Source organism: Rhodopirellula sp. J20-39, from assembly GCF_057365095.1.
This window is the reverse complement of the sequence record NZ_CP195123.1, coordinates 462988-482563: the sequence shown is the minus strand read 5'-3', so window position 1 is coordinate 482563 and position 19576 is coordinate 462988. Positions and strand designations below refer to the sequence as shown.

17 protein-coding genes and 1 tRNA gene are annotated in these 19576 nt (G+C 55.7%); 14 read left to right on the top strand and 4 right to left on the bottom strand.

The window, feature by feature from the left end:
* Positions 1–54 precede the first annotated feature (54 nt).
* The 7 genes from ACR3ZL_RS01615 to ACR3ZL_RS01585 all read left to right on the top strand — a co-directional run bounded on the left by ACR3ZL_RS01615 (position 55) and on the right by ACR3ZL_RS01585 (position 5359).
* Entirely contained in the window at positions 55–600 is a 546-nt protein-coding gene (locus tag ACR3ZL_RS01615; RefSeq protein WP_473649628.1) for a rhodanese-like domain-containing protein, read from the top strand.
* Positions 601–646: 46 nt separating this feature from the next.
* The gene (locus ACR3ZL_RS01610; RefSeq protein ID WP_486173163.1) at positions 647–2272 is read left to right on the top strand and encodes an FAD-dependent oxidoreductase; all 1626 of its coding nucleotides are present in this window, start codon (positions 647–649) and stop codon (positions 2270–2272) included.
* Entirely contained in the window at positions 2269–3429 is a 1161-nt protein-coding gene (locus tag ACR3ZL_RS01605) for an FAD-dependent oxidoreductase (RefSeq protein ID WP_473649631.1), read from the top strand. The genes ACR3ZL_RS01610 and ACR3ZL_RS01605 overlap by 4 nt, the downstream gene beginning before the upstream one ends.
* 85 nt (positions 3430–3514) lie before the next feature.
* Positions 3515–3751 carry an RNA 2'-phosphotransferase gene (locus tag ACR3ZL_RS01600; RefSeq protein WP_473649632.1) on the top strand — a complete coding sequence of 79 codons (237 nt, stop codon included), beginning with the start codon at positions 3515–3517 and terminating at the stop codon, positions 3749–3751.
* 55 nt (positions 3752–3806) lie between these two features.
* Positions 3807–4421 carry a class I SAM-dependent methyltransferase gene (locus ACR3ZL_RS01595; protein ID WP_473649633.1) on the top strand — a complete coding sequence of 205 codons (615 nt, stop codon included), beginning with the start codon at positions 3807–3809 and terminating at the stop codon, positions 4419–4421.
* A gap of 51 nt (positions 4422–4472) precedes the next feature.
* Complete coding sequence (locus ACR3ZL_RS01590; protein ID WP_473649634.1) at positions 4473–5099, top strand: HD domain-containing protein; 627 nt, start codon at positions 4473–4475, stop codon at positions 5097–5099.
* Positions 5100–5301: 202 nt separating this feature from the next.
* Positions 5302–5359 (top strand) — tRNA-His (locus tag ACR3ZL_RS01585).
* A 102-nt stretch (positions 5360–5461) separates the two neighbouring features.
* Here the strand turns inward: ACR3ZL_RS01585 and ACR3ZL_RS01580 are convergent.
* The gene (locus tag ACR3ZL_RS01580) at positions 5462–5722 is read right to left on the bottom strand and encodes a hypothetical protein (RefSeq protein ID WP_473649635.1); all 261 of its coding nucleotides are present in this window, start codon (positions 5720–5722) and stop codon (positions 5462–5464) included.
* Between the two features lie 92 nt (positions 5723–5814).
* Between ACR3ZL_RS01580 and ACR3ZL_RS01575 the strand changes: the two genes are divergently transcribed.
* Positions 5815–6927 carry a slipin family protein gene (locus ACR3ZL_RS01575; RefSeq protein ID WP_473649636.1) on the top strand — a complete coding sequence of 371 codons (1113 nt, stop codon included), beginning with the start codon at positions 5815–5817 and terminating at the stop codon, positions 6925–6927.
* A gap of 112 nt (positions 6928–7039) precedes the next feature.
* Here ACR3ZL_RS01575 and thrS read toward each other — a convergent pair whose 3' ends face one another.
* Entirely contained in the window at positions 7040–9247 is a 2208-nt protein-coding gene (gene thrS, locus ACR3ZL_RS01570) for a threonine--tRNA ligase (protein ID WP_473649637.1), read from the bottom strand.
* 384 nt (positions 9248–9631) lie between these two features.
* On the opposite strand from thrS, the gene ACR3ZL_RS01565 reads away from it, so the two are divergent.
* Positions 9632–11014: an EF-hand domain-containing protein gene (locus tag ACR3ZL_RS01565; RefSeq protein WP_473649638.1), complete on the top strand. Its 1383-nt coding sequence runs from the start codon at positions 9632–9634 to the stop codon at positions 11012–11014.
* Between the two features lie 8 nt (positions 11015–11022).
* Here ACR3ZL_RS01565 and ACR3ZL_RS01560 read toward each other — a convergent pair whose 3' ends face one another.
* A complete protein-coding gene (locus tag ACR3ZL_RS01560; RefSeq protein ID WP_473653433.1) occupies positions 11023–11871 on the bottom strand; it encodes a sugar phosphate isomerase/epimerase family protein in 849 nt (282 codons plus the stop codon).
* A 313-nt stretch (positions 11872–12184) separates the two neighbouring features.
* On the opposite strand from ACR3ZL_RS01560, the gene ACR3ZL_RS01555 reads away from it, so the two are divergent.
* The gene (locus ACR3ZL_RS01555) at positions 12185–13489 is read left to right on the top strand and encodes a prepilin peptidase (RefSeq protein WP_473649639.1); all 1305 of its coding nucleotides are present in this window, start codon (positions 12185–12187) and stop codon (positions 13487–13489) included.
* A gap of 185 nt (positions 13490–13674) precedes the next feature.
* On the opposite strand, the gene purM is transcribed toward ACR3ZL_RS01555, so the two are convergent.
* Positions 13675–14745 carry a phosphoribosylformylglycinamidine cyclo-ligase gene (gene purM / locus ACR3ZL_RS01550; protein ID WP_473649640.1) on the bottom strand — a complete coding sequence of 357 codons (1071 nt, stop codon included), beginning with the start codon at positions 14743–14745 and terminating at the stop codon, positions 13675–13677.
* A gap of 262 nt (positions 14746–15007) precedes the next feature.
* Between purM and ACR3ZL_RS01545 the strand changes: the two genes are divergently transcribed.
* Genes ACR3ZL_RS01545 through ACR3ZL_RS01530 form a run of 4 tightly spaced genes read left to right on the top strand, consistent with a single transcriptional unit; the run spans position 15008 to position 19541 of the window.
* Positions 15008–17698 (top strand): DUF5585 domain-containing protein, encoded by a 2691-nt coding sequence (locus tag ACR3ZL_RS01545; protein ID WP_473649641.1) that lies wholly within the window; start codon positions 15008–15010, stop codon positions 17696–17698.
* 31 nt (positions 17699–17729) lie between these two features.
* Positions 17730–18782, top strand: coding sequence for an SMP-30/gluconolactonase/LRE family protein (locus ACR3ZL_RS01540; protein ID WP_486173162.1), 1053 nt, complete (start codon positions 17730–17732; stop codon positions 18780–18782).
* A 38-nt stretch (positions 18783–18820) separates the two neighbouring features.
* On the top strand, positions 18821–19102 hold the full coding sequence (locus ACR3ZL_RS01535) for a MoaD/ThiS family protein (protein ID WP_473649644.1): 282 nt from the start codon (positions 18821–18823) through the stop codon (positions 19100–19102).
* A 7-nt stretch (positions 19103–19109) separates the two neighbouring features.
* Entirely contained in the window at positions 19110–19541 is a 432-nt protein-coding gene (locus ACR3ZL_RS01530; protein WP_473649645.1) for a molybdenum cofactor biosynthesis protein MoaE, read from the top strand.
* Positions 19542–19576 lie beyond the last annotated feature (35 nt).

Sequence of the window (19576 nt, the reverse complement as noted above, 5' to 3'; positions counted from 1 at the left end):
CTCTTCAACCCCACGTCGTCCTTAGACGATCGTAGGACAACTCAAGGATAGGCAATGCAAACGATCAGTGTTTCAGAATTGGCCAACAAGACAGGCAACGGATCCATCAACCTCGTCGATGTTCGGATGCCAACGGAGTACCGCGAGGTGCACGCGACTGGTGCAAAGAACTTCCCCTTGGATTCTCTTGATCCGCAATCCATTGTCGCGTCGCTCAACGGTACGTCGACTGACCCGCTGTACGTGATTTGCAAGTCAGGCGGTCGGTCCACTAAAGCGGTGCAGCAATTTTTGAACGCTGGTATCGACAACGTGGTCAACGTTGAAGGCGGGACTACCGCATGGGTACAAGCCGGACTGCCAGTCGTGCGTGGTAAGCAAGCGGTTTCGTTGGAACGCCAAGTTCGGATAGTCGCTGGTTTTCTAACGCTACTTGGTGCCGTGCTCGGATTCTTTGTCCATCCATACTTCGTCGGCCTGTCCGCCTTCATCGGTGCGGGGCTGATGTTTGCCGGTATCACCGATACATGTGGAATGGGAATGGCACTTTCCAAAATGCCCTGGAATCAATGCGACAGCGGTCAGTGTCAAACCAAGTGACGACCGACGTTTTGCAGCACAACAAGATGGGTTAGGGAGTTAATTGATGAAGATTGTTATCGTAGGTGGAGTCGCTGGCGGCGCATCAGCAGCGGCGCGAGCAAGACGGCTTTGTGACGACGCGGAGATCATTGTGTTGGAACGAGGGCATTATCCTTCGTTCGCCAACTGTGGTCTGCCGTACTATGTCGGCGGGAAGATCCAATCTCGAAACAAATTGCTGGTCGCGCCGATTGAAATGTTGCGACAACGGCATCGACTGGACGTTCGCGTTCGCAGCGAAGTCGTACGAATTCAACGTGACGAACAACAAGTCATCGTCCGAAATCTGGAATCCGGCGAAGAGTACACCGAGACCTACGACAAACTAATCATCGCCACCGGAGCCTCATCTTTCCGGCCGCCGTTGCCGGGGATTGATGGCCCGCGCGTCCTTGAACTACGTGATCTCAATGATGCTGACCGTATGCACGAACTGGCTACCTCGGGGGCGTCACGAGCTGTCATTGTCGGAGCCGGCTTCATTGGCATCGAGGTCGCCGAAAACTTGGTCCGCCGAGAAATCCACACCACCATCGTCGAATTGAGCGACCAGGTTCTGCCGCCGTGGGACCAGGAAATGATCGAGCCAATTGATCAACACATTCGCGAACAAGGTGTTGAAATCTTGCTTGGCGAATCAGCAACAAGCTTCGACGATAGCCATGACGGGCTGACGATCCAGCTAAAGTCTGGACGATCCTTGCAAGCTGATTTCGCGGTGGTTTGCATTGGCGTTCGCCCAGAAAGCCAGCTTGCCGCTGACGCGGGGATTCGGCTCGGTGACCGGGGCGGCATCATCGTGACTGATCAGATGCAAACGAGTGACCCAAATATTTACGCCGTTGGCGATGTCACCCAGGTAAATTGCTTCGTTTCCAAAACACCGACGCAGATCCCCTTGGCTGGCCCAGCCAATCGGCAGGGACGAATCGCAGCCGACCATATTTTCGGTCGCAAGTCCAGCTATCGCGGCACCCAGGGAACAGCCGTGGTTGGTGTCTTTGACAAGACCGCCGCGATGACCGGCTTGAGTGAAAAACAACTCAAGCGACTGAATCTTGACTATGAAAAGATCTACATTCACCCCGCCAACCACGCCGGATACTATCCCGGCGCGGAAGCCCTGACACTGAAGTTGCTATTCGATCCTAAGACGGGCGTCATCCTGGGTGCGCAGTGCGTGGGCGGGGACGGCGTCGACAAACGCATCGACGTGATCGCGATGGCTATCCAGGCCGGCATGACCGTGGAAGACATGGAAGAGGCCGAACTGTGTTACGCACCTCAATACGGGCATGCCAAAGACCCGATCAACATGGCGGGCTTCGTTGCCTCGGGAGTGATCCGCGGCGACCAACCCGTCGTCCATGTCGGCTCAATCGGTCCCGAGATGTTCGTGTTGGATGTACGCAGCGAAGCTGAATTCGCCGCCGGCCACCTTCCAGGGGCGACTAATATCCCGATCGAAGTCCTGCGGGAGCGTGTCGACGAAGTCCCTAAAGACAAGACGATCGCAGCGTATTGCAAAGTGGGGCAACGTGGATATCTCGCCACCCGAGTCTTGATGCAGCGCGGATACAACGTCGTTAACTTGAGTGGCGGCTACACATCGTGGCTGCGATCCTCGTGACCCGCCTATCGTCCGAATCGGTGACTCAAACCGATAAACAGATCGTCCTTTTAGGAATCGGACACACCAACGCCCACGTCTTGAAACAATGGGCTAGTGACCCTATTCCAGGATGCCAATTAACCTGCATCAGCCAATACCCGACGGCAACCTATTCAGGCATGCTTCCAGGCACGCTGGGTGATCAATTCCGCGACGACGAGATGCGAATTGAGCTGCAATGCCTCGCCGATCAAGCCGATGCAAAGCTGCTGCTCGCCGACACCAGCCACCTCGATCTCAAAACGTCTACCGTTCACTTCAAGAACCACGACGCGATTCCATTCGATGTGATTTCGGTTGGTGTCGGATCCATGCCAGCCGGTTGGGACGAACACCTCGATGCACCTTCGGTCGTCCCTATCAAGCCCATGCAGACATTCTTGCAGCGGCTGAACGTCCGACTCGACGCGGTGCGGCAACTCGACAAACCATCAATCAAGATCGCAATCGTGGGTGGTGGAGTCGCGAGTGTCGAGACGGCGTTTTGTTTGGAACAACACCTACGAAAAACGAATTCGTCCGATGACACCTCGATCGAGATTTTCACCAGCGGCGACCACGTCGCCAATGGAATGACCGCCCGAAGCGTTCGCAGGATCGAGAAAATTTTGAAATCACGAAGCATCGTCGTCCACAATCATTGCCGTGTGACCGAGGTTACTGCCGAAGAGATCGTTGCCGAAGATGGTCGCCGTTTCGAGGCGGATTGCGTGATCTGGTCTACCGGCGCGACCGGCCCACCGGTGCTGAAGCAACTCGGCTTGACGACCGACGATCGTGGTTTCTTGTCCATTTCCAGGACACTCCAGTCGGTTTCCGATCCTCGCATCTTTGCGGTCGGAGACTCGGGGACCTTCATTCCGTCCCCCTGGCCCAAAGCGGGAGTCTATGCCGTTCGGCAGGCTCCGGTGCTGTGGAACAATTTGCGGGCGGTGATTTCGGGTGAACCGACTGAACCGTTTGAGCCGCAATCTGATTTCCTGAAACTGCTCAATACCGGGGACGGAAAAGCGATCCTGGAATACGGCCGATTCACATTTCATTCTCGCTGGTGTTGGCACTTAAAAACTTGGATTGACCAACGTTTTATCGCCCAATACCAGACCGGATGCTAGCTCGATCGCCCAGTCTCGGCAGCGGGCAATCTACTCTGTCACCTCCACGATCCCCAAAATTGAGTTCGTCGATTACACTGCCGCCATGAACAAACGACTCACCAAAATCAGCAAATACCTCACCTACATTCTGCGGCACGAACCGGGCTCGATCGGGCTAAAACGGGACCCCTATGGTTTCTTGAACATTGAAGAATTGGTGAAAGCGGCCAACGCATCCGGTAAATCAATCACCGTCGAGCAAGTTCATCAAGTAGTGGCGGGCCACGAGGAAAAACTGTTTGCTCTGAATGATGACGGCACCAGCATTCGCGCTGTTTGATTGAACTACTCGGATCCGTGATAGAAGATCCCGACCAGCCAACCTGCCGATTGCGATGCCACTCCAAGAAATTGAAATCCCCGACTCGATCAAGCACCTCGAATACTCAAACGGTGCTGAAACGCTGATCGACACCGCCAACGACGCCATCGAGGCTTTCATGTTGGCCGATCAAACAGTGATCGAAAACTTTGTCACCTGCGACTTCCATCTTGTAGACCAAGCGTTGAGCTGGATTGAGCAGAATCACTTACTGACCGGTGATCGTTTTTGCGAGTGGGGCGCGGGCTTTGGTGTTGCCGCCATGCTAGCGGCGCTGCGTGGGATGAAAGCCGTAGGCATCGAGATTGAACAACGACTAGTCAAGGAAGCCAACGCGGTCGCTGAATCGCTCGATAACTCCGCACAAATTTACTGTGGGAGTTTTGTCCCCCGCGACGTGGAAGGTCTCGATGAAGTCGCGTCGGAGGTTCGCAACGTCGATACCGACGAAGATGACATGTATGACGAGATCGGTATGGATATCGACGACATTGATCTTTTCTTTGCCTTCCCATGGCCTGGCGAACACGGTTTCTTCGAACACATCTTCGAAGCCTGCGCTGCCAGTGGCTCTTTATTGCTAACCTACCGTGGCCGCGAAGGCATGAACTTGATTCAAAAGGTCTAACGCTGCAGCGCAGTTTAGATCGAAGATAGTTCTCGCAAGCAAGCCAGCCTGATGACTGACATGAACAAGCAAGTTGACCGCTTCGAACTTGTCGCCCAAGTTCGAAAGATCGTGTCCCAGCGGATGGCCGGACAAGCCGCAGGCCACGGTATGGATCATGTTTTGCGGGTCCTATCGTCCGCTCGCCAGATTCAATCCGAAACTGGCGGCGATTTGGTGATCGTCGAGCTTGCCGCATTGCTGCACGATGTCGGTGATGCCAAGTTCCATAACGGCGTCGAACGCAGCGCCGAGTTCACTCGTGAAATACTTAATGACCTCGGTGCGGACGAAACGGACATCGAGCACGTCGCGAACATCGTCGACAACATCTCGTTTCGCAAACGCGACGCTGCCAAGCCGCTATCCCTTGAAGGAAAAATCGTCCAGGACGCCGATCGGCTGGATGCCTTGGGTGCAATCGGAATCGTCCGTACGATTGAATACGGCGCGGCGTTTGGGCAACCGTTTTATCTACCCAATGCCTCTTCGGAAAAGACCGGCGTCGGCCACTTCCATGAAAAGCTGTTCAAGCTGAAGTCATTGATGAACACCGAAACCGCTCGTCGCATGGCCGAAGACCGCGAGTCGTTCATGAAGCAGTTTTTGGATCAATTCCTATCTGAAAACGCAAGCTAAGCGGTTTGCGCTGGAACATTCCGGACATCGCACCTAGCGGATTGTGCAGAGGAATTTCAACAACGCGCGAACTTGCCGGGGCTCTGCGTCTCTAGGTAGATGCGTTGGTTGATGTGAGTTCCGGCGGCACGGTTTGTCTCGCGACATAGCGATTGGGAAGCCGTGTTCCGTAGACGGGTTCTAAAAGAGCATCAACTGAAGTAGCTCAGTGGGTAGAGCATCAGGAAATGACCCTGACGGTCACGGGTTCGAATCCCGTCACGCAAACCGCTTTGGTTCGTATCAAACGATGCAACACCAAGGCTCAACAGGCACAAACGTGTCTACCAAGAAGCTGGCGGGCATTCGGTTGCCTCGTCCAATCAGCCACCCCGTAGGTGACCACGGTCACTAACGAAGTTGGCAACATGCGATGACGCCTTGCAGGTTGATAGACGAACCTTCGATCCGTGTCGGAAGAAACTCAAAACGATGTTTGCATCGCGTTCGCTGTCAAAAGCAACGAGTGCCGCCAAACGTTCGATAGAGCCGACGCCGGCCACTGCCGATGATTCCGAACCAACTTCCGCGTTGATCGCTTGCGATTGGCGAACAATCGATTGCCCAAAAGCCTTCGTTAGCAAATCACTCTACCGTCCTTGTACTTCTTGTTCAGCCAATAGTTCGAAGCAAGAAGACAGGGACACTCCCAACGTCCGCAAGAGCGGAGGAAACGATGTTTAAGAAGATCTATATCCGCAGTTACGAGATCGGCCTCCAGTTCCGTAACGGTGAATTCGCGGGCCTAATCAATCCAGGTAATCATTACGTTTTCACTCGGTTCGGAAAGGTCAAAACGAACATTGTCAGCAAACGAGCCCCTTGGTTGACCGACCGCGACACCAACGATCAGCTAGACGTCATTGTGAAGTCGGGCGTTCTCGATGGGTTGGCCGAAGTCGTTGACCTGAAGGACAACGAGCGAGCTCTTGTGTGGATCGACGGTCGTTTCAACTGCGTGCTTGGCCCTGGCCTATATGCATATTGGAATGACGTTCGTGATGTCCGCATCGAGGTCGTCAACCTGCGGGACGCTCAGCTACAGCACAAGCAACTCCCATCGATCGTCCGCGGTAAGGACGCGATCCAGTATTTGGATGTTTGCACGGTCAATCGTGATCACGTGGGTGTGTTGTTCTTGGATGGCCGATTCGTCGGTGAGCTGACTCCTGGGTTGTACGCGTTCTGGAAGGATGCTGCCGAAGCTCGGGTTGTCGAGCTTGACATGCGAGAATCACAAATCGACGTTAGCGGTCAAGAAATTATGACCGCCGATAAGGTGACACTGCGAATGAACGCCATCATCACGTATGTGGTGAACGACGCTCGTCGTGCTGTCAGTGCATCGACGGATGTTCGTCAGTCACTGTATCGCGAAACGCAACTAGCGTTGCGAAGCGTGATCGGTGCACGCGAACTCGATGCGTTTCTTGCTGGAAAACACGATGTGATCGAGGAACTGGAAACCGGTATCCGAGACCGCGCCGGATCGCTTGGTTTGAAAATTGTGTCGGTGGGTATTCGCGACGTGATCCTGCCCGGCGACATGAAAGACTTGATGAACAAGGTGACCGAAGCCAAGAAGGCGGCCGAGGCCAACCTGATCTCACGTCGAGAAGAAACCGCAGCGATGCGAAGCCAGGTCAACACGGCAAAGTTGTTGGCAGACAACCCTACGTTGATGCGACTGCGAGAACTCGAGGTTCTCGAAAAGATCGCATCGACAGGCAAATTGAGTATCGTGCTCGGCGAAAAAGGACTCGCTGATCGTGTGACCAACCTGCTTTGAAATCAAAACACCCGCGACGGAGAAATCCATCGCGGGTGTTTTTCGTTAACTCAATCTCAATGGCTGCAACACCGCCGTTTTTCAGCGCTGTCGCATCTGGCCCTTCGCCGGCCTAATACTCGTGAGAGGTTTCGCCGGATTCGGCGACGGAAACGTTTTCCATCTTGACCGCTTGCCGGACCTTGCGAGTGGCAATTTCTTCTTTGAGCTTAGCGATCGCTTCGGCGACCGGCATCGACCCCAGGTCGCCATCAATACGGTCTCGCAGAGCCAAGTGGCCGGCTTCGGCCTCCTTGGGTCCCACAACCGCCATGTAGTTGACCAAGTCCAATTGCGCGTTGCGAATCTTAGCTTGCACTTTTCCATCGCTAGCATCGACCGATACCTTCAAGCCGGCATCTTCCAATTGCTTGGCAACGGTGAAAGCGTATTCCTGCGTTTTATCACTCAGGGGCAAAACGCGGATTTGTTCAGGTGACAACCACATTGGGAACGCACCGGCGAAGTGTTCAATCAACATTCCCGTAAATCGTTCAAGCGATCCGAACGGGGCACGGTGAATCATCACTGGTTGATGCGTCGAATTATCGGCACCTTTGTAATTCAGCTTGAACCGTTGCGGCAGGTTGTAGTCAAGCTGAACGGTGCCGAGCTGCCACGAGCGACCGATGCAATCACGCACCATGAAGTCAGCCTTCGGGCCGTAGAATGCTGCTTCACCGGGCTCTTCGTTGAAATTCAAACCGGACTGTTGTAGCACCCCGCGAAGCGCACCTTCGGCGTGATCCCAGTTCTCTTCGCTGCCGACATATTTGCTGCTATCCGGGTCACGCAGCGATAGCTGAACGCGGTAGTCATCCAAGCCAACCGACTCCAAGACAAACTTGGTCAGTTCGATCGTTGCGCGGAATTCTTCTTCGACCTGTTCGGCGGTGCAGAAAATGTGCGCGTCGTCTTGGGTCAGTCCACGCACCCGCATCATGCCGTTGAGCTCACCGGTTTGCTCGTGGCGATAAACGGTGCCGAATTCGAACAGTCGCAGCGGAAGCTGGCGATAAGATCGCGGCTGTGCAGCAAAGATCTGGCAGTGATGCGGGCAGTTCATCGGCTTGAGCAAATATCGCTCGTTGTTGACCTGCCAGGTGTGCAAAACTTCCTGTTTCTTTTCAGGTGCAGCGGATGGTTTGTAGTCGGGTAGTTTGACGCCGAAGACTTCGGCCGCAGCCATCAGCTTGTCTTCATCGTCGCTGGAAAGCGATCCGGCTTGCAAACGCGTGCTCCAGGCATCAAGCAACCCACCCACTTCAGTCCCGAACAACGGTGCGAACTGGCTATCGCGATAGTACGGAAAGTGGCCACTGGTCTCGTACAGTTCGACGCGACCGATGTGCGGGCTGTAAACAGGATCGTAGCCACGTGAAAGCAATTCCTTTCGCAAGAAATCTTCCAGCGTCACTCGCACACGGGCTCCCTTGGGCAACCACAAACAAAGACCTGGGCCGACGTCGGGGTTAATTGAAAACAAGCCGTGCTGTTTGCCGAGCACACGGTGGTCGCGGCGTTTGGCCTCTTCGAGTTGCTCGAGGTAGGCGGCGAGCTCTTTTTTGTCAAAGAACGCGGTTCCATAAAGTCGCTGCAACTGCCGTCCCGACGCATCGCCCTTCCAATAAGCTCCGGCTACCGAAAGCATCTTGATTGCTTTAATCATTCCGGCGTGAGGAATGTGCGGCCCCCGGCAAAGATCGACGAATTCGCCTTGGCGATAAAAGCTGACGCTGGCCTGATCCCCCAAACCGGTGTCGATGTGTTCGACTTTCAGATCTTGGTCGAGGTCATCGCATAATTTGCGTGCTTCATCTCGCTCAAGGATGAACCGCTCAAACGGCTCCTTGTCTTTGATGATCTTCTTAATTTCAGCTTCGATCTTAGGGAAATCGTCTTCGCTGATCTTTTCCGGCAAATCAAAGTCGTAATAGAAGCCGCCGGACGTGGTCGGTCCGAATGCGAGCGAAACGCCCTTGTAAAGTCGCATGACGGCTCGCGCCATCACGTGTGCGGCGGAGTGCCGGAGCACATCGAGTGCGGCCACATCGCGGGTGGTTAGCAATTTGAGTGCAACGGTGCCTTCGTCGTCAGCGAGCTCGCTCAGGGGACGAAACGAATCGACGATTTTCTCGTCCACTTCTGCCGCGACGACGGAGCGGGCCAAGCCTTCGCTGATGCCCTTTGCCACGTCCATCGGGGTCGCGTCGGCAGGGTGGCTTTGTGTGGAGCCGTCGGGAAGGCGAACGTCAACACTGGGAACCGAAGCGGTAGACATGGCAAGAAGGGCAAAATCGGGAAGGAAAAATACAGAAGTTGAGGCTTTAAGAGAGAAGGATAACCATTTGTAGGTGATCGGTTAAAGCTCGGTTGGGCCTCAATTTCAGTTCACCGGTCAAGTTGACCCTCGATATGGCCGAAGTTGCCCAGCGGAATTACTCAGGCTGACCGGTCAAAACCTCGACTGAACACGCAAAAGCACTCACTGGCACTGGAAAAGTGGGCTAAATAGACAGCGAAAACAAGCCAGGAAAGGACGTAAAGAGGCGAAACCTGGATACCTGACTAAGATGGGGTCTCAGCAACCACACGGAAACGAAACCGGCGGGACTTTGCGGTGTTTTACAAGACAGACGACCTGAATTTCCCAACGGCTCAGAAAATGAATCTTTCAAAAACCCTGCTACTACTAGCGATTGGTGCATTCACCGCGACCGCCACATCGACAACGATGGCCCAGCGAGGCGGTGGTGATCGTGGCGGAGACCGAGGAGGCGATCGTGACCGCGGTGGAGACCGTGGAGATCGCGGTGGTGATCGTGGCGGCGACCGAGGTGGTGATCGCGGGGGAGACCGTGGCGGTCGAGGGCGGGGAGGCCCTGGTGGCGGAGGTCCAGGCGGAGGCATGGATGCTTCCAGTTTCTTGACACGGCTGGATCGTAACGGCAACGGCAAAATCGATCCCGACGAGCAACAGGGACCGGCCAGCTACATGATCAAGCGAATGGAGTCGATTGACCCCAAAATCAAGGCCGGGCAATCCATCTCGCTGTCGCGGATGACCGAAGCTTTCGACAAAATGCGCAGTGAAGGCGGCGGCCGTGATCGAGGCGGAGACCGGGATCGGGGCCGCGACGATGACCGTTCCAGTAACGATGACGAGTCGGACATGCTGGAACTGTTGGTCCCAGGATTTGGGATCGATGAACCCGTCACGGGCGTACCAGGATTCGGGCCTGCCGGTGAGATCTCGCTCGTTCCGGTGGAAGAAGAAGACCGCGAGAAAGCCCGAGAGGCGTTGAAGCGATACGATCGCAACCGCGACGGTCACATCGATGCCGACGAACTGAAGCGGGGCCCGTTTTGGGGTAACCCAATGGACTTCGATCGAAATAACGACCGCAAGTTGTCAGCCGACGAATTAGCCGTTCGCCAATCGGTACGCCGCAACCGCGAAGAAACTCAGCGAGCGTCCGAAAGCAGAGACCGTGACGATGGTCGACGTCGTCGAGACAGCGAATCGGACGAACCCGTCCTGGAAGATTTTGAGGGACGACGGTCTTACCGTGTCTATGCGGCTCCATCGGCCGAAGGCCTACCTCGATTTTTCAACGAACGTGATCTCAACGCGGACGGACAAGTTTCGATGAGTGAATACACCTCGGAATGGACCGATGCACGAATCGCAGAGTTTTATGGTTGGGACCAAAACGGGGATGGCGTCATCACGGCGGCGGAGTCTCAAGCGGGCGCAAACCGTGGCTTGATCGCCAGCAGTTCACCGACGGGCGTTCGCCCCGAAACCAGCCAACCACGTCCGATGGAAGATTCTGCCGCTGACGATGGACCGATCGAACCTAGCGAAAAGATGATCGCTTACGCTCGAAATATCATCTTGCGGCACGACAAGGATCAAGACGGTGCACTCACCGAAGCGGAGTGGAAATCGATGCTGTTGTCACCGGCCGCTGCGGATGCCGACGGCGACGGTCGGGTCACGGTGATGGAATACGCTGGCTATTGGGAATCGAAACGAAAGCGATAAGCGGCACGCTACTGATTCGCTTGGGCGACTGCTTGATCGATCACGCGTTTTGACTTTTGATAACCTTCCCGGGCGACATCATTGGCGGGTCGCTTCCAGTATTCAGGATTGAAAAGTTCCAGCGAGAACGTGCCGGCGAAGCCATTGCGAAGTAGCATCGCGATGGTTTCCACCAAAGGACACACGCCATCACCGGGGAAGACACGGTCGCGGTCGGCTATTTCAGTAACCGATGGCTCAGCAGGGTAGTCGTTGATATGAAACAACGGCATCCGTGAGGCTTCAATCATGCCGAGTGCCGACATATCGTTTCCGCCTTTGTAGATGTGGTAGAAGTCAGGAAGCACAGCGGCATCAGGATGCTCGGCGGCGGTGCTGACATACGCCAACTCACCCAATCGGCTAAGCGTTGGTGAGAAGCCCCAAAGTTCTAGCAGCGGCGTAACACCCATTTGTTTGCCGACGTCTAATAGGTCTCGGTAGCGGGAGGCGATTGTGTCGAGATCCAGCACCGCGTTCTCGCCAATCGCAGCGGCATTATGAGCCCCAATCGGGGGCGCCGCCATTTGAACGCCGCCCAGTTCGCGAACCAAAGCCATGTCACGGCGGGCTTCTTCCAACCCGGCGGCCCGTTGTTGTGGGTCCTCGACGATCCATTTGGCGAACCCGATCGCACCGGACATTTGCAAACCAGCGTCATCGAGTTGCTTCTTCAAATCGATGGTTTTGCCACCCTCCGTGACGAACTGGCGGAGATCGCGGATCCACGGTTCGATGCCGTCGTATCCCGCATCGGCGACCACGCGAATTTGCTCGGGAACGGAAAGCTGATGCCCCCGAAGCGTGCTGGTATTCAGCGAGATGGGCGGCGCGGCGATTGATCCCGATGCGGTGCCCGCCAATGCCGACGCTGGACGAAACGCCAGTGGTGCGGCAAACGTCCCGGTGGCTAGCGTCCCAAGTCCACAGGCACGGGTGAACTGACGACGGTTCAAACGGATCGACATGGCAATCTTTTCAAGTCAAGAACGGCGATGGGTAACGATGCACAGCGTACATCGAAGTTCAACCTCTTTCACGATTACGGTCAGGTCTTTCAGGATCATGGCGAGATTGTGGGCGAACCGTTAGGCTTAACGCCCGTTTCCTGTCTCGTTCACGGTCGCATGCATGCTCGGAATTCTTGACGCTCCCGTCCAAGCTTGGTTGAACCTTCCCGCATCAGTCAGCACGACATTGCTGGTTGTGTTTGGCTTGGTCGCCGGAGCGATCGCCAACTTTGTGATCACGACCCTGTGCTGGGAACCACGGCCGATTTCGCCCTGGGTGAAGATCGACGGTTGGCCACTCGATGAAGATCACCAGAAGATTGCCGCAAGCCTTCCGCCGCGTAGCTTTCTCGATCGAGTGCCCGTGCTCGGGTGGCTGCGTTTACGCCGAGAATCCGAACTGTTCGGACGCGGTTTTTGGATTCGCCCGCTATTGATTGAATTGTCGCTGGTGTTTGCATTCTTGTGGATGCACGAAGCCTGGCTAACCGGTCACCTGTTACCGGACTTAACCAACCCAGCAACCATTGCGGCGTGCCGACCTTGGATGGCGTTGGTGTTCTTCTTCCATGCCATCTTATTGGCCTTAATGACAGCCGCCACGTTCATTGACTTTGACGAGCGAACGATTCCCGATGTCATCACCATCCCTGGGACGATTTTTGCGATCGTGATCGCGTCGATTACGCCGTACGTGTTCCTCCCTGGTCAGCTTCCCGATGGAGTTGGCCCGGTCACCTTCCAGCATCCGCTCGGGTTGCCTCCTTGGTGGATGACCGGCAAAGGGCTGATGATCGGGCTTTTCATCTGGTCGGCTTGGTGTTTCGCCTTGGCGGATCGACGTGTAATCCTGCGTCATGGCTGGGTGAAAGCGGCCGAGTATTTCCTGGCTCGTTTGACTCGTCATCCGAGTTGGAAGCTGTTGGCCGCTATCTGGTTGGCGGGCGTGATCGGGGTAATCGCCGTGCACCAAATAGGCAACACACACTGGCTGGGAATGCTGTCATCGTTGCTAGGCTTGGCCGTAGGCGGCGGCATCATCTGGGCCGTGCGACTGGTCGGTAGCTGGGCGATGCAGATGGAAGCGATGGGATTCGGCGACGTGACGCTAATGGCAATGGTCGGCAGCTTCATTGGTTGGCAAGGGTCGATCATCGCCTTCTTCTTGGCACCCCTCGCAGCGATTGTCATCGTGCTGGTGCGTTACATCATCACCCGTGACCATCAAACTCCATTTGGTCCGTACCTGTGCGCTGGCACGGTACTGACCGTTTTGTATTGGGATCGCGTTTACAACGAAAGTTTTCGGATCACGATCGCCATCATGGGTGAAACGCTGATCTGGTTCAGCGCGATCATGCTGGCGTTACTCGGTGCGATGCTGTGGGGAATGCGTTGGTTCAAACAACGCTACATCTATACCTAAATAACACCAAACGCAGACCGTCGAGCAAGAAGTGGACGAGGCAACGAGTCCGTTTTGCCAAAGACAGGTGGTCATTGAGGCGACGAGTCCGTTTTGCGTTAACGCATAGAGGCAGGACTCGTAACCTCATCCACGACGGTCAATCGGAAATCCAGTGCGAAAGACGCGTTAGCAAGCAACCAGGTCTAGGCGTAAACCACCTTGCCAGTGCCGCTGGTGATGTGACCAATCCGGTGGCAGTCGATGCCGAGTGATTCCATTTGGGCAGTGATGTTGGCAGCGTAGTAGTCGTTGACTACCAAAGCCATGCCGATGCCCATGTTGAAGACGCGACGCATCTCGGACTCTTCCACACCGCCTCGCTCAGTCAACCAACCGAAGATCGGATTGGGCGCCCAAGACTTAGGGTCAATCACCGCATCGACATTCTTTGGCAAAATGCGATCCAGGTTTTCTTGGATACCGCCGCCCGTGATGTGGGCAACGCCATGCAAGACTTGCTTGACGCGGTAGTGCGACTGGATCGACCGAATGGCAGAGACATAGATCCGGGTTGGTGTTAAGCAAATTTCGCCCAAGGTAGCGTCACCACATTGTGGCGACAGGTCTTCGGGACGATCTTCCCAGGTCAGACCGGCATCTTTGACGACTTTTCGCAGCAGCGAGAATCCGTTGCTGTGAACGCCTGAAGCGGATAGCCCCAGCACCACATCGCCTTCCGCAATCTGTTTGCCATCGATTAACCGTTTCCGCTCGACGACACCGACAGCGAATCCAGCCAGGTCATAGTCATCGGTACCGTACATGTCTGGCATGATGGCGGTTTCACCACCCAGTAACGCCATGTCGCCTTCAACGCACCCGTCGCTGATTCCTGACACGATGCGTTCCAAACGAGCTGGATCGTCGCGTCCCATCGCAACGTAATCCAGGAAGAACAACGGCTCGGCACCGGTGCAAATCAGATCGTTGACGCACATCGCCACCAAGTCGATCCCAACGGTATCGTGCAGGTTCAGCGATTGGGCGAGCACGAGCTTTGTGCCAACGCCATCGGTACCGCTAACCAGGACGGGGTCTTCGTAGTTACGGGCGAACAGCTTGCCGCCGAAATCGAGCTTAAAGAGTCCAGCAAACCCCCCGTCGCTGCGCATGACTCGGGGGCTGAAAGTGCGGTGCATGTGTCGCGGCAAGCGGCTCATGGATTCAGCGTAAACGTCGAGATCGACTCCGGCGTCTTTGTAGGTCGCGGCCATCAGAAAGCACGGAAAGAAAGCGGAAACGGGGCCCAAATGGCCCAAACTCGGTGGGCCTCAAAATGGCGGGCGCTAAATTGAACCCGACATCATGACGCCAGCCAAGACGGGTGACGAGGGGCCGGTGGGGAGCTGAACGGCAAGCGGGGCGTTTTTTTTGGTTTTCTTGCACGAAACCGAGCCCGTGGCGTCACTAGTACTAGTAGTCAACGTCTTGGATCCATGGATTCACCCGCCCAAGCCTCGCCACAAAAGATCTCCGATGCGTCTAACCCTGCGAACCCTCTTGGCCTATCTCGACGATATGCTCGAAGAGGAGGACACCCAGATTTTGCAGGCCAAGATCGAGGAAAGTGGGTTGGCGACCGAACTCATCGCCCGCATCCGCAACAGCGTCGATCATCGGCAGATTGGCGTTCTCGACCCCGACGCGATCGGCCCGCTCGAGAATGCGAACGTGATGAGCGAGTATCTCGACAGCACGCTGGCACCGGAGCAAATTGCCGAAATCGAGCGTTTGTGCATGGAATCGGACATTTCACTGGCCGAAGCCGCTGCCTGCCACCAAATTCTGACCGTTGTGCTGGGCCAACCGGCTCAGGTCAACGATGCTTTGCGGCAACGAATCTACGATCTGCCGCTCAGTGAGGCGTTGCAGACGATGGAACGCCAAAATCAACCTGCAGCCGATGTGCGAGCCAGCAAGCCCGCCACGACATCGTTGGCTACAGGCGAAACGGTCGCCGAGGCACCTAGTGAAGAATCATTTTCGTCACTCGACTTTTCCAACAGCGACGCACCCACCGAAGCGTTAGGCCTGGAGTCAATCGACACCGGCATTCCCGCCCATTCCGGCCTGCCGGGTATGAATGAAATTGACAGTCAACCGACAGTGGTTCGTCCTGTCGGCCCGGACGATTCCGGTGTCACCGACGCGCCAGCCCGATTGCGGCAGGGAGCGGATATTGGCGATGGGGAATCCCAAAGCGAAGCGCAAATCGTGGCCAAAACGACTCGGGCGATGCTCGAACGCAAAGGCAGCTACGGCGGCAACATTCGCCCGTCACGAATCGCACCGTGGTTGGTCACGCTGGCGATGGCTGGAGTCGTGCTTTACGCACTGGGCCAAATCTTTGCTCCGCTATCGAAACGCAACTCTCGGCAAGTCGGTGCCGTCGCTCTGGATGAAATTGATAACGGCTCGACAGCCATCGTGGTCGAAGAACCTGCGACCGATTCCGATTCGACGGCAGTTGATTCGGCTGCCAACACCGATAGCGAAGCCGTCACCGACGAACCCACAGCGATTGGCGACGACACTGAATCGGTCGACAACGCGGAAGCTTCCGACGCCGCTACCATGCCCGATGCAAGCATGACTGAGGACGGTGTTTCCGACGCCAACCCAATCGAGCCCAACGCGACACCCGTTCCGGGCGAAAGCACTCCCAGTGGAAATCCTTCCACGGAAAGTTCGTCGGCCGGTGAAAGTGCCATGACCAGCGATTCCCCCGACGCTGCAAACCTTCCCGACGAGTCCCCCAGTCTTCCAAACGACCCTGCCAACGAGGCGATGACTCCCGATCCCGCATCCAGCACCGATCCGGGCCCCAGTGTTGGCGATGCCGAGATGCCTGCGTCCCCCACACCGCCGGAGTCCGACGAAACGACACCGGATGAAACGACGCCAGACACTGCAGCGGAAGAACCAACCGAACCGGCGAAAGCTCCGGTTGCCGATCGCAAGTCCATTGTCGCTCAACTGACCAACAAGGAATCCTTGGTCTTGGTGCTTGGCCCGAACGGTTGGTCACGATTGCAGACCGCTGATGCAAATGATGAGGGCGCAGAAAAGCCACCGGTCGCTGCACCTGCGGCGAACAAGCAACTGGCGATTGTGTCCGGACAAAGCATTATCGCACCGGCATTGTATCGATCCGTTTTAACTAACCCGGATGGATTGGAATGGACCCTCGCAGGGCCCACCCAAGCGAAGCTATCACGAGACCAACTGGGCTCGATGTTGACCGAAGTGATCGATGGCCGTTTGCTGATCGCATCGACTCAACCGGCGGTCACCACCATGTTGCAACTGGGTCCACGACTATTGAAGATTGTGATGCCCGACGCCCAAACGGTTTTAGCCATCGAACTGGTTCACTTTCGCCCAACAGGCATCGATCCTCTTCAACCAAACAACCGACGACCGATCTACCGTGTTATCGCAGTCCAAGGACAAGCAACGATTCAGTCTTCGTTATCCAGCGGCGACGACTCCACCATCGACGAAGCTTCCACCACGTTAGAAACCGGTAACCAGTGGCAAGGACGTGGCGACCAACCGATCGCGATTACGAAGGTCGACATCCTTCCAAGTTGGGTGGATGCCGTCGACGAAAACAATCTGAAAGTGGAGTCCGCCCGATCGGGCCTGCTGAACTTCATTGATGACGACCCATTGGAAAAATCGCTTCGTGAAGCGATGGAGTTCCGACGTGTTGAAGTGGCCGCGTTGGCCGGCGAAACATTGCTGCTACTTGGCCGCGCCGATGTCTACTTCGGTAAAGACGGCATCCTCAGTCGTCCTCGGCAACGACTGTTCTGGACGGAGCACTTCCAAATGCTACGCCAACAAATGGCCTCCAGTGCGGCCACCGCGGCCACGATTCAAAACGCGATCAAGCGAGCTGAATTGGCTGACAGCGATGCGTTGTTTAAGTTGCTCGTCGGCTACACCCAAGAAGAATTGGCCAATGGCGGTGATGAAAAACTGGTCGCGTATCTCGATTCCGCTTCCATGCCCGTGCGTGTGTTAGCGATCGAAAACTTAAAGGCAATCGTGGGTGATGACCTGGGTTACCGCGCCGACCAAGAGAACGCCAACACACGTCGCGCGGACATCAAAAAGTGGGAAGCCCGACTGCGTCGTGGCGATATCCGCTATCAGCCCTAACCGTCCCGTTCTTCTAAGAGTTTGATTCACGATGCGTCATTGGATACTCACCACCGTCGTTGCTTGGCTTGCGTTTGCCACGCCAGCACATCAAGGGTTTTCGCAAGATGATCCCGGATACCCAACCAAGGGCCGGGTTGAATTCTTGGATGATTCATTGCACCAATGGCTCGCCAAAGATGCATCGATTGAAGTGATCGCGACCGGCTTCACTTGGTGCGAAGGCCCGGTGTGGGTTCCAGGGTCCGCCAAAGCGGGCGAAGCCCAAGTTGATGGCTGCGATAGCACCGAAGGATCTCTGCTGTTCTCGGACATCCCTCGCAACACCATCTTTCGCTGGACACCAAACCAAGGGATCGCAGTGTTCATGCAACCCAGTGGTTACACCGGCATTCGCTACTACGGGCTAGAGCCCGGCAGCAACGGCTTGACGCTCGATACTCAGGGTCGACTTTGTCTTTGCGAACATGGCGACCGTCGCATCTCGGTATTGATACCTCGCGGAGGCAAACGCACACTGATCGATTCCTATGAAGGCAAGCGGCTGAACAGCCCAAACGATCTTGTTTTTGACACCCAAGGCAACCTTTATTTCACCGATCCACCGTACGGTCTACCTGAACGTGAAAACGACGAAACTCGGGAATTGGAGCACTTCGGCGTCTACCGGCGTTCCCCTTCCGGCGATGTCACTTTGCTGACTCATGAACTCACTCGCCCCAACGGCATCGGTTTGTCGCCTGACCAGAAAACACTCTACATCTGCCAAAGCGACTCAAACCGTCCGGCCTTGTTCTCGATGGCGATCGGCAAAGATGGACAGCCCGGATCGCTCAACGAGCTCTTCAACGCTACGAAGTTCATGGACGAGTACCCAGGCCTTCCTGATGGATTGGCGGTGCATTCGTCCGGGACGATATTTGCCAGTGGTCCAGGCGGGATCTACGTGATTGAGCCGGACGGTAAGCTGATCGGACGAATCCTTACCGAGGGCCGCACCAGCAACTGCACATTCGACGACCAAGAGAATTGGTTGTACATCACCAATGACGATAGCTTGTGCCGAATTCGGATGGCGCGGTAGCTTCGGCGCACGCGACTTCGCCCCCAAAGAGATTCCTGATGCCTGAGTCAGCCCCCGAAATTGATTCGAGCAACCGGCTCACGGTTCTGGTCTTTGGTCCTCAATCTCAAACCGTCGGTTTGGATCAGATTCCAATCGATTGCGTCTCCTTGCCGATTTCGGCGAGCGATTTGTTGGCTCAGATTGCCCGGCAGTATCCGTCTCTCAAACCTTCACTAAGCGTCAGTCGTTTGGCCGTCGATCACGAGTTTGTCGACGATACCACACCAATTGATTCAGGTGCCGAAGTCGCACTGGTCGGTTTGATCAGTGGTGGGTGAAACGCAAATGGACATCCAAATCCGATTAACAAAAGGGCCAATCGACTCGCCCCACGCTTTCCCACCGGCGTCCATCGAAAATGCCGGTGCTGTGGTGACTTTTCGAGGAGTGGTCCGCTCAACGGAGAAACCGCAAACGGAGGATCCGACGGACCAAGGCTTCCAAGCGGAGGATTCCATCGAAGGACTTCAGTACCAAGTCTACGAGCCGATGACATCGCGAGAACTACAGCGTTTGGCACTTCAACAGTGCGAGCAACACGGAGTACTCGCGATGGATATCGAACACAGCTTCGACTTTGTTGCCGCCGGTGAATGTTCGTTTGTGTTGCAAGTAGCGTCACGACGTCGCGAAGCAGCCATTCGATGCATGGACGAGTTTATCGCTGAAATGAAGCGACAAGTTCCCATCTGGAAAGTGCCGCGCTGGCTCACTTAGGTGCCGACTCGTTCTTCCTACGTTGGATTGACTCG

Coding starts and splice junctions, on each gene's coding strand:
- ACR3ZL_RS01590 (WP_473649634.1), top strand. CDS start 4,473: ATGACTGACATGAACAAGCAAGTTGACCGCTTCGAACTTGTCGCCCAA.
- ACR3ZL_RS01615 (WP_473649628.1), top strand. CDS start 55: ATGCAAACGATCAGTGTTTCAGAATTGGCCAACAAGACAGGCAACGGA.
- ACR3ZL_RS01575 (WP_473649636.1), top strand. CDS start 5,815: ATGTTTAAGAAGATCTATATCCGCAGTTACGAGATCGGCCTCCAGTTC.
- ACR3ZL_RS01545 (WP_473649641.1), top strand. CDS start 15,008: ATGCGTCTAACCCTGCGAACCCTCTTGGCCTATCTCGACGATATGCTC.
- ACR3ZL_RS01540 (WP_486173162.1), top strand. CDS start 17,730: ATGCGTCATTGGATACTCACCACCGTCGTTGCTTGGCTTGCGTTTGCC.
- ACR3ZL_RS01565 (WP_473649638.1), top strand. CDS start 9,632: ATGAATCTTTCAAAAACCCTGCTACTACTAGCGATTGGTGCATTCACC.
- purM (WP_473649640.1), bottom strand. CDS start 14,745: ATGGCCGCGACCTACAAAGACGCCGGAGTCGATCTCGACGTTTACGCT.
- ACR3ZL_RS01600 (WP_473649632.1), top strand. CDS start 3,515: ATGAACAAACGACTCACCAAAATCAGCAAATACCTCACCTACATTCTG.
- thrS (WP_473649637.1), bottom strand. CDS start 9,247: ATGTCTACCGCTTCGGTTCCCAGTGTTGACGTTCGCCTTCCCGACGGC.
- ACR3ZL_RS01535 (WP_473649644.1), top strand. CDS start 18,821: ATGCCTGAGTCAGCCCCCGAAATTGATTCGAGCAACCGGCTCACGGTT.
- ACR3ZL_RS01530 (WP_473649645.1), top strand. CDS start 19,110: ATGGACATCCAAATCCGATTAACAAAAGGGCCAATCGACTCGCCCCAC.
- ACR3ZL_RS01555 (WP_473649639.1), top strand. CDS start 12,185: ATGCTCGGAATTCTTGACGCTCCCGTCCAAGCTTGGTTGAACCTTCCC.
- ACR3ZL_RS01610 (WP_486173163.1), top strand. CDS start 647: ATGAAGATTGTTATCGTAGGTGGAGTCGCTGGCGGCGCATCAGCAGCG.
- ACR3ZL_RS01595 (WP_473649633.1), top strand. CDS start 3,807: ATGCCACTCCAAGAAATTGAAATCCCCGACTCGATCAAGCACCTCGAA.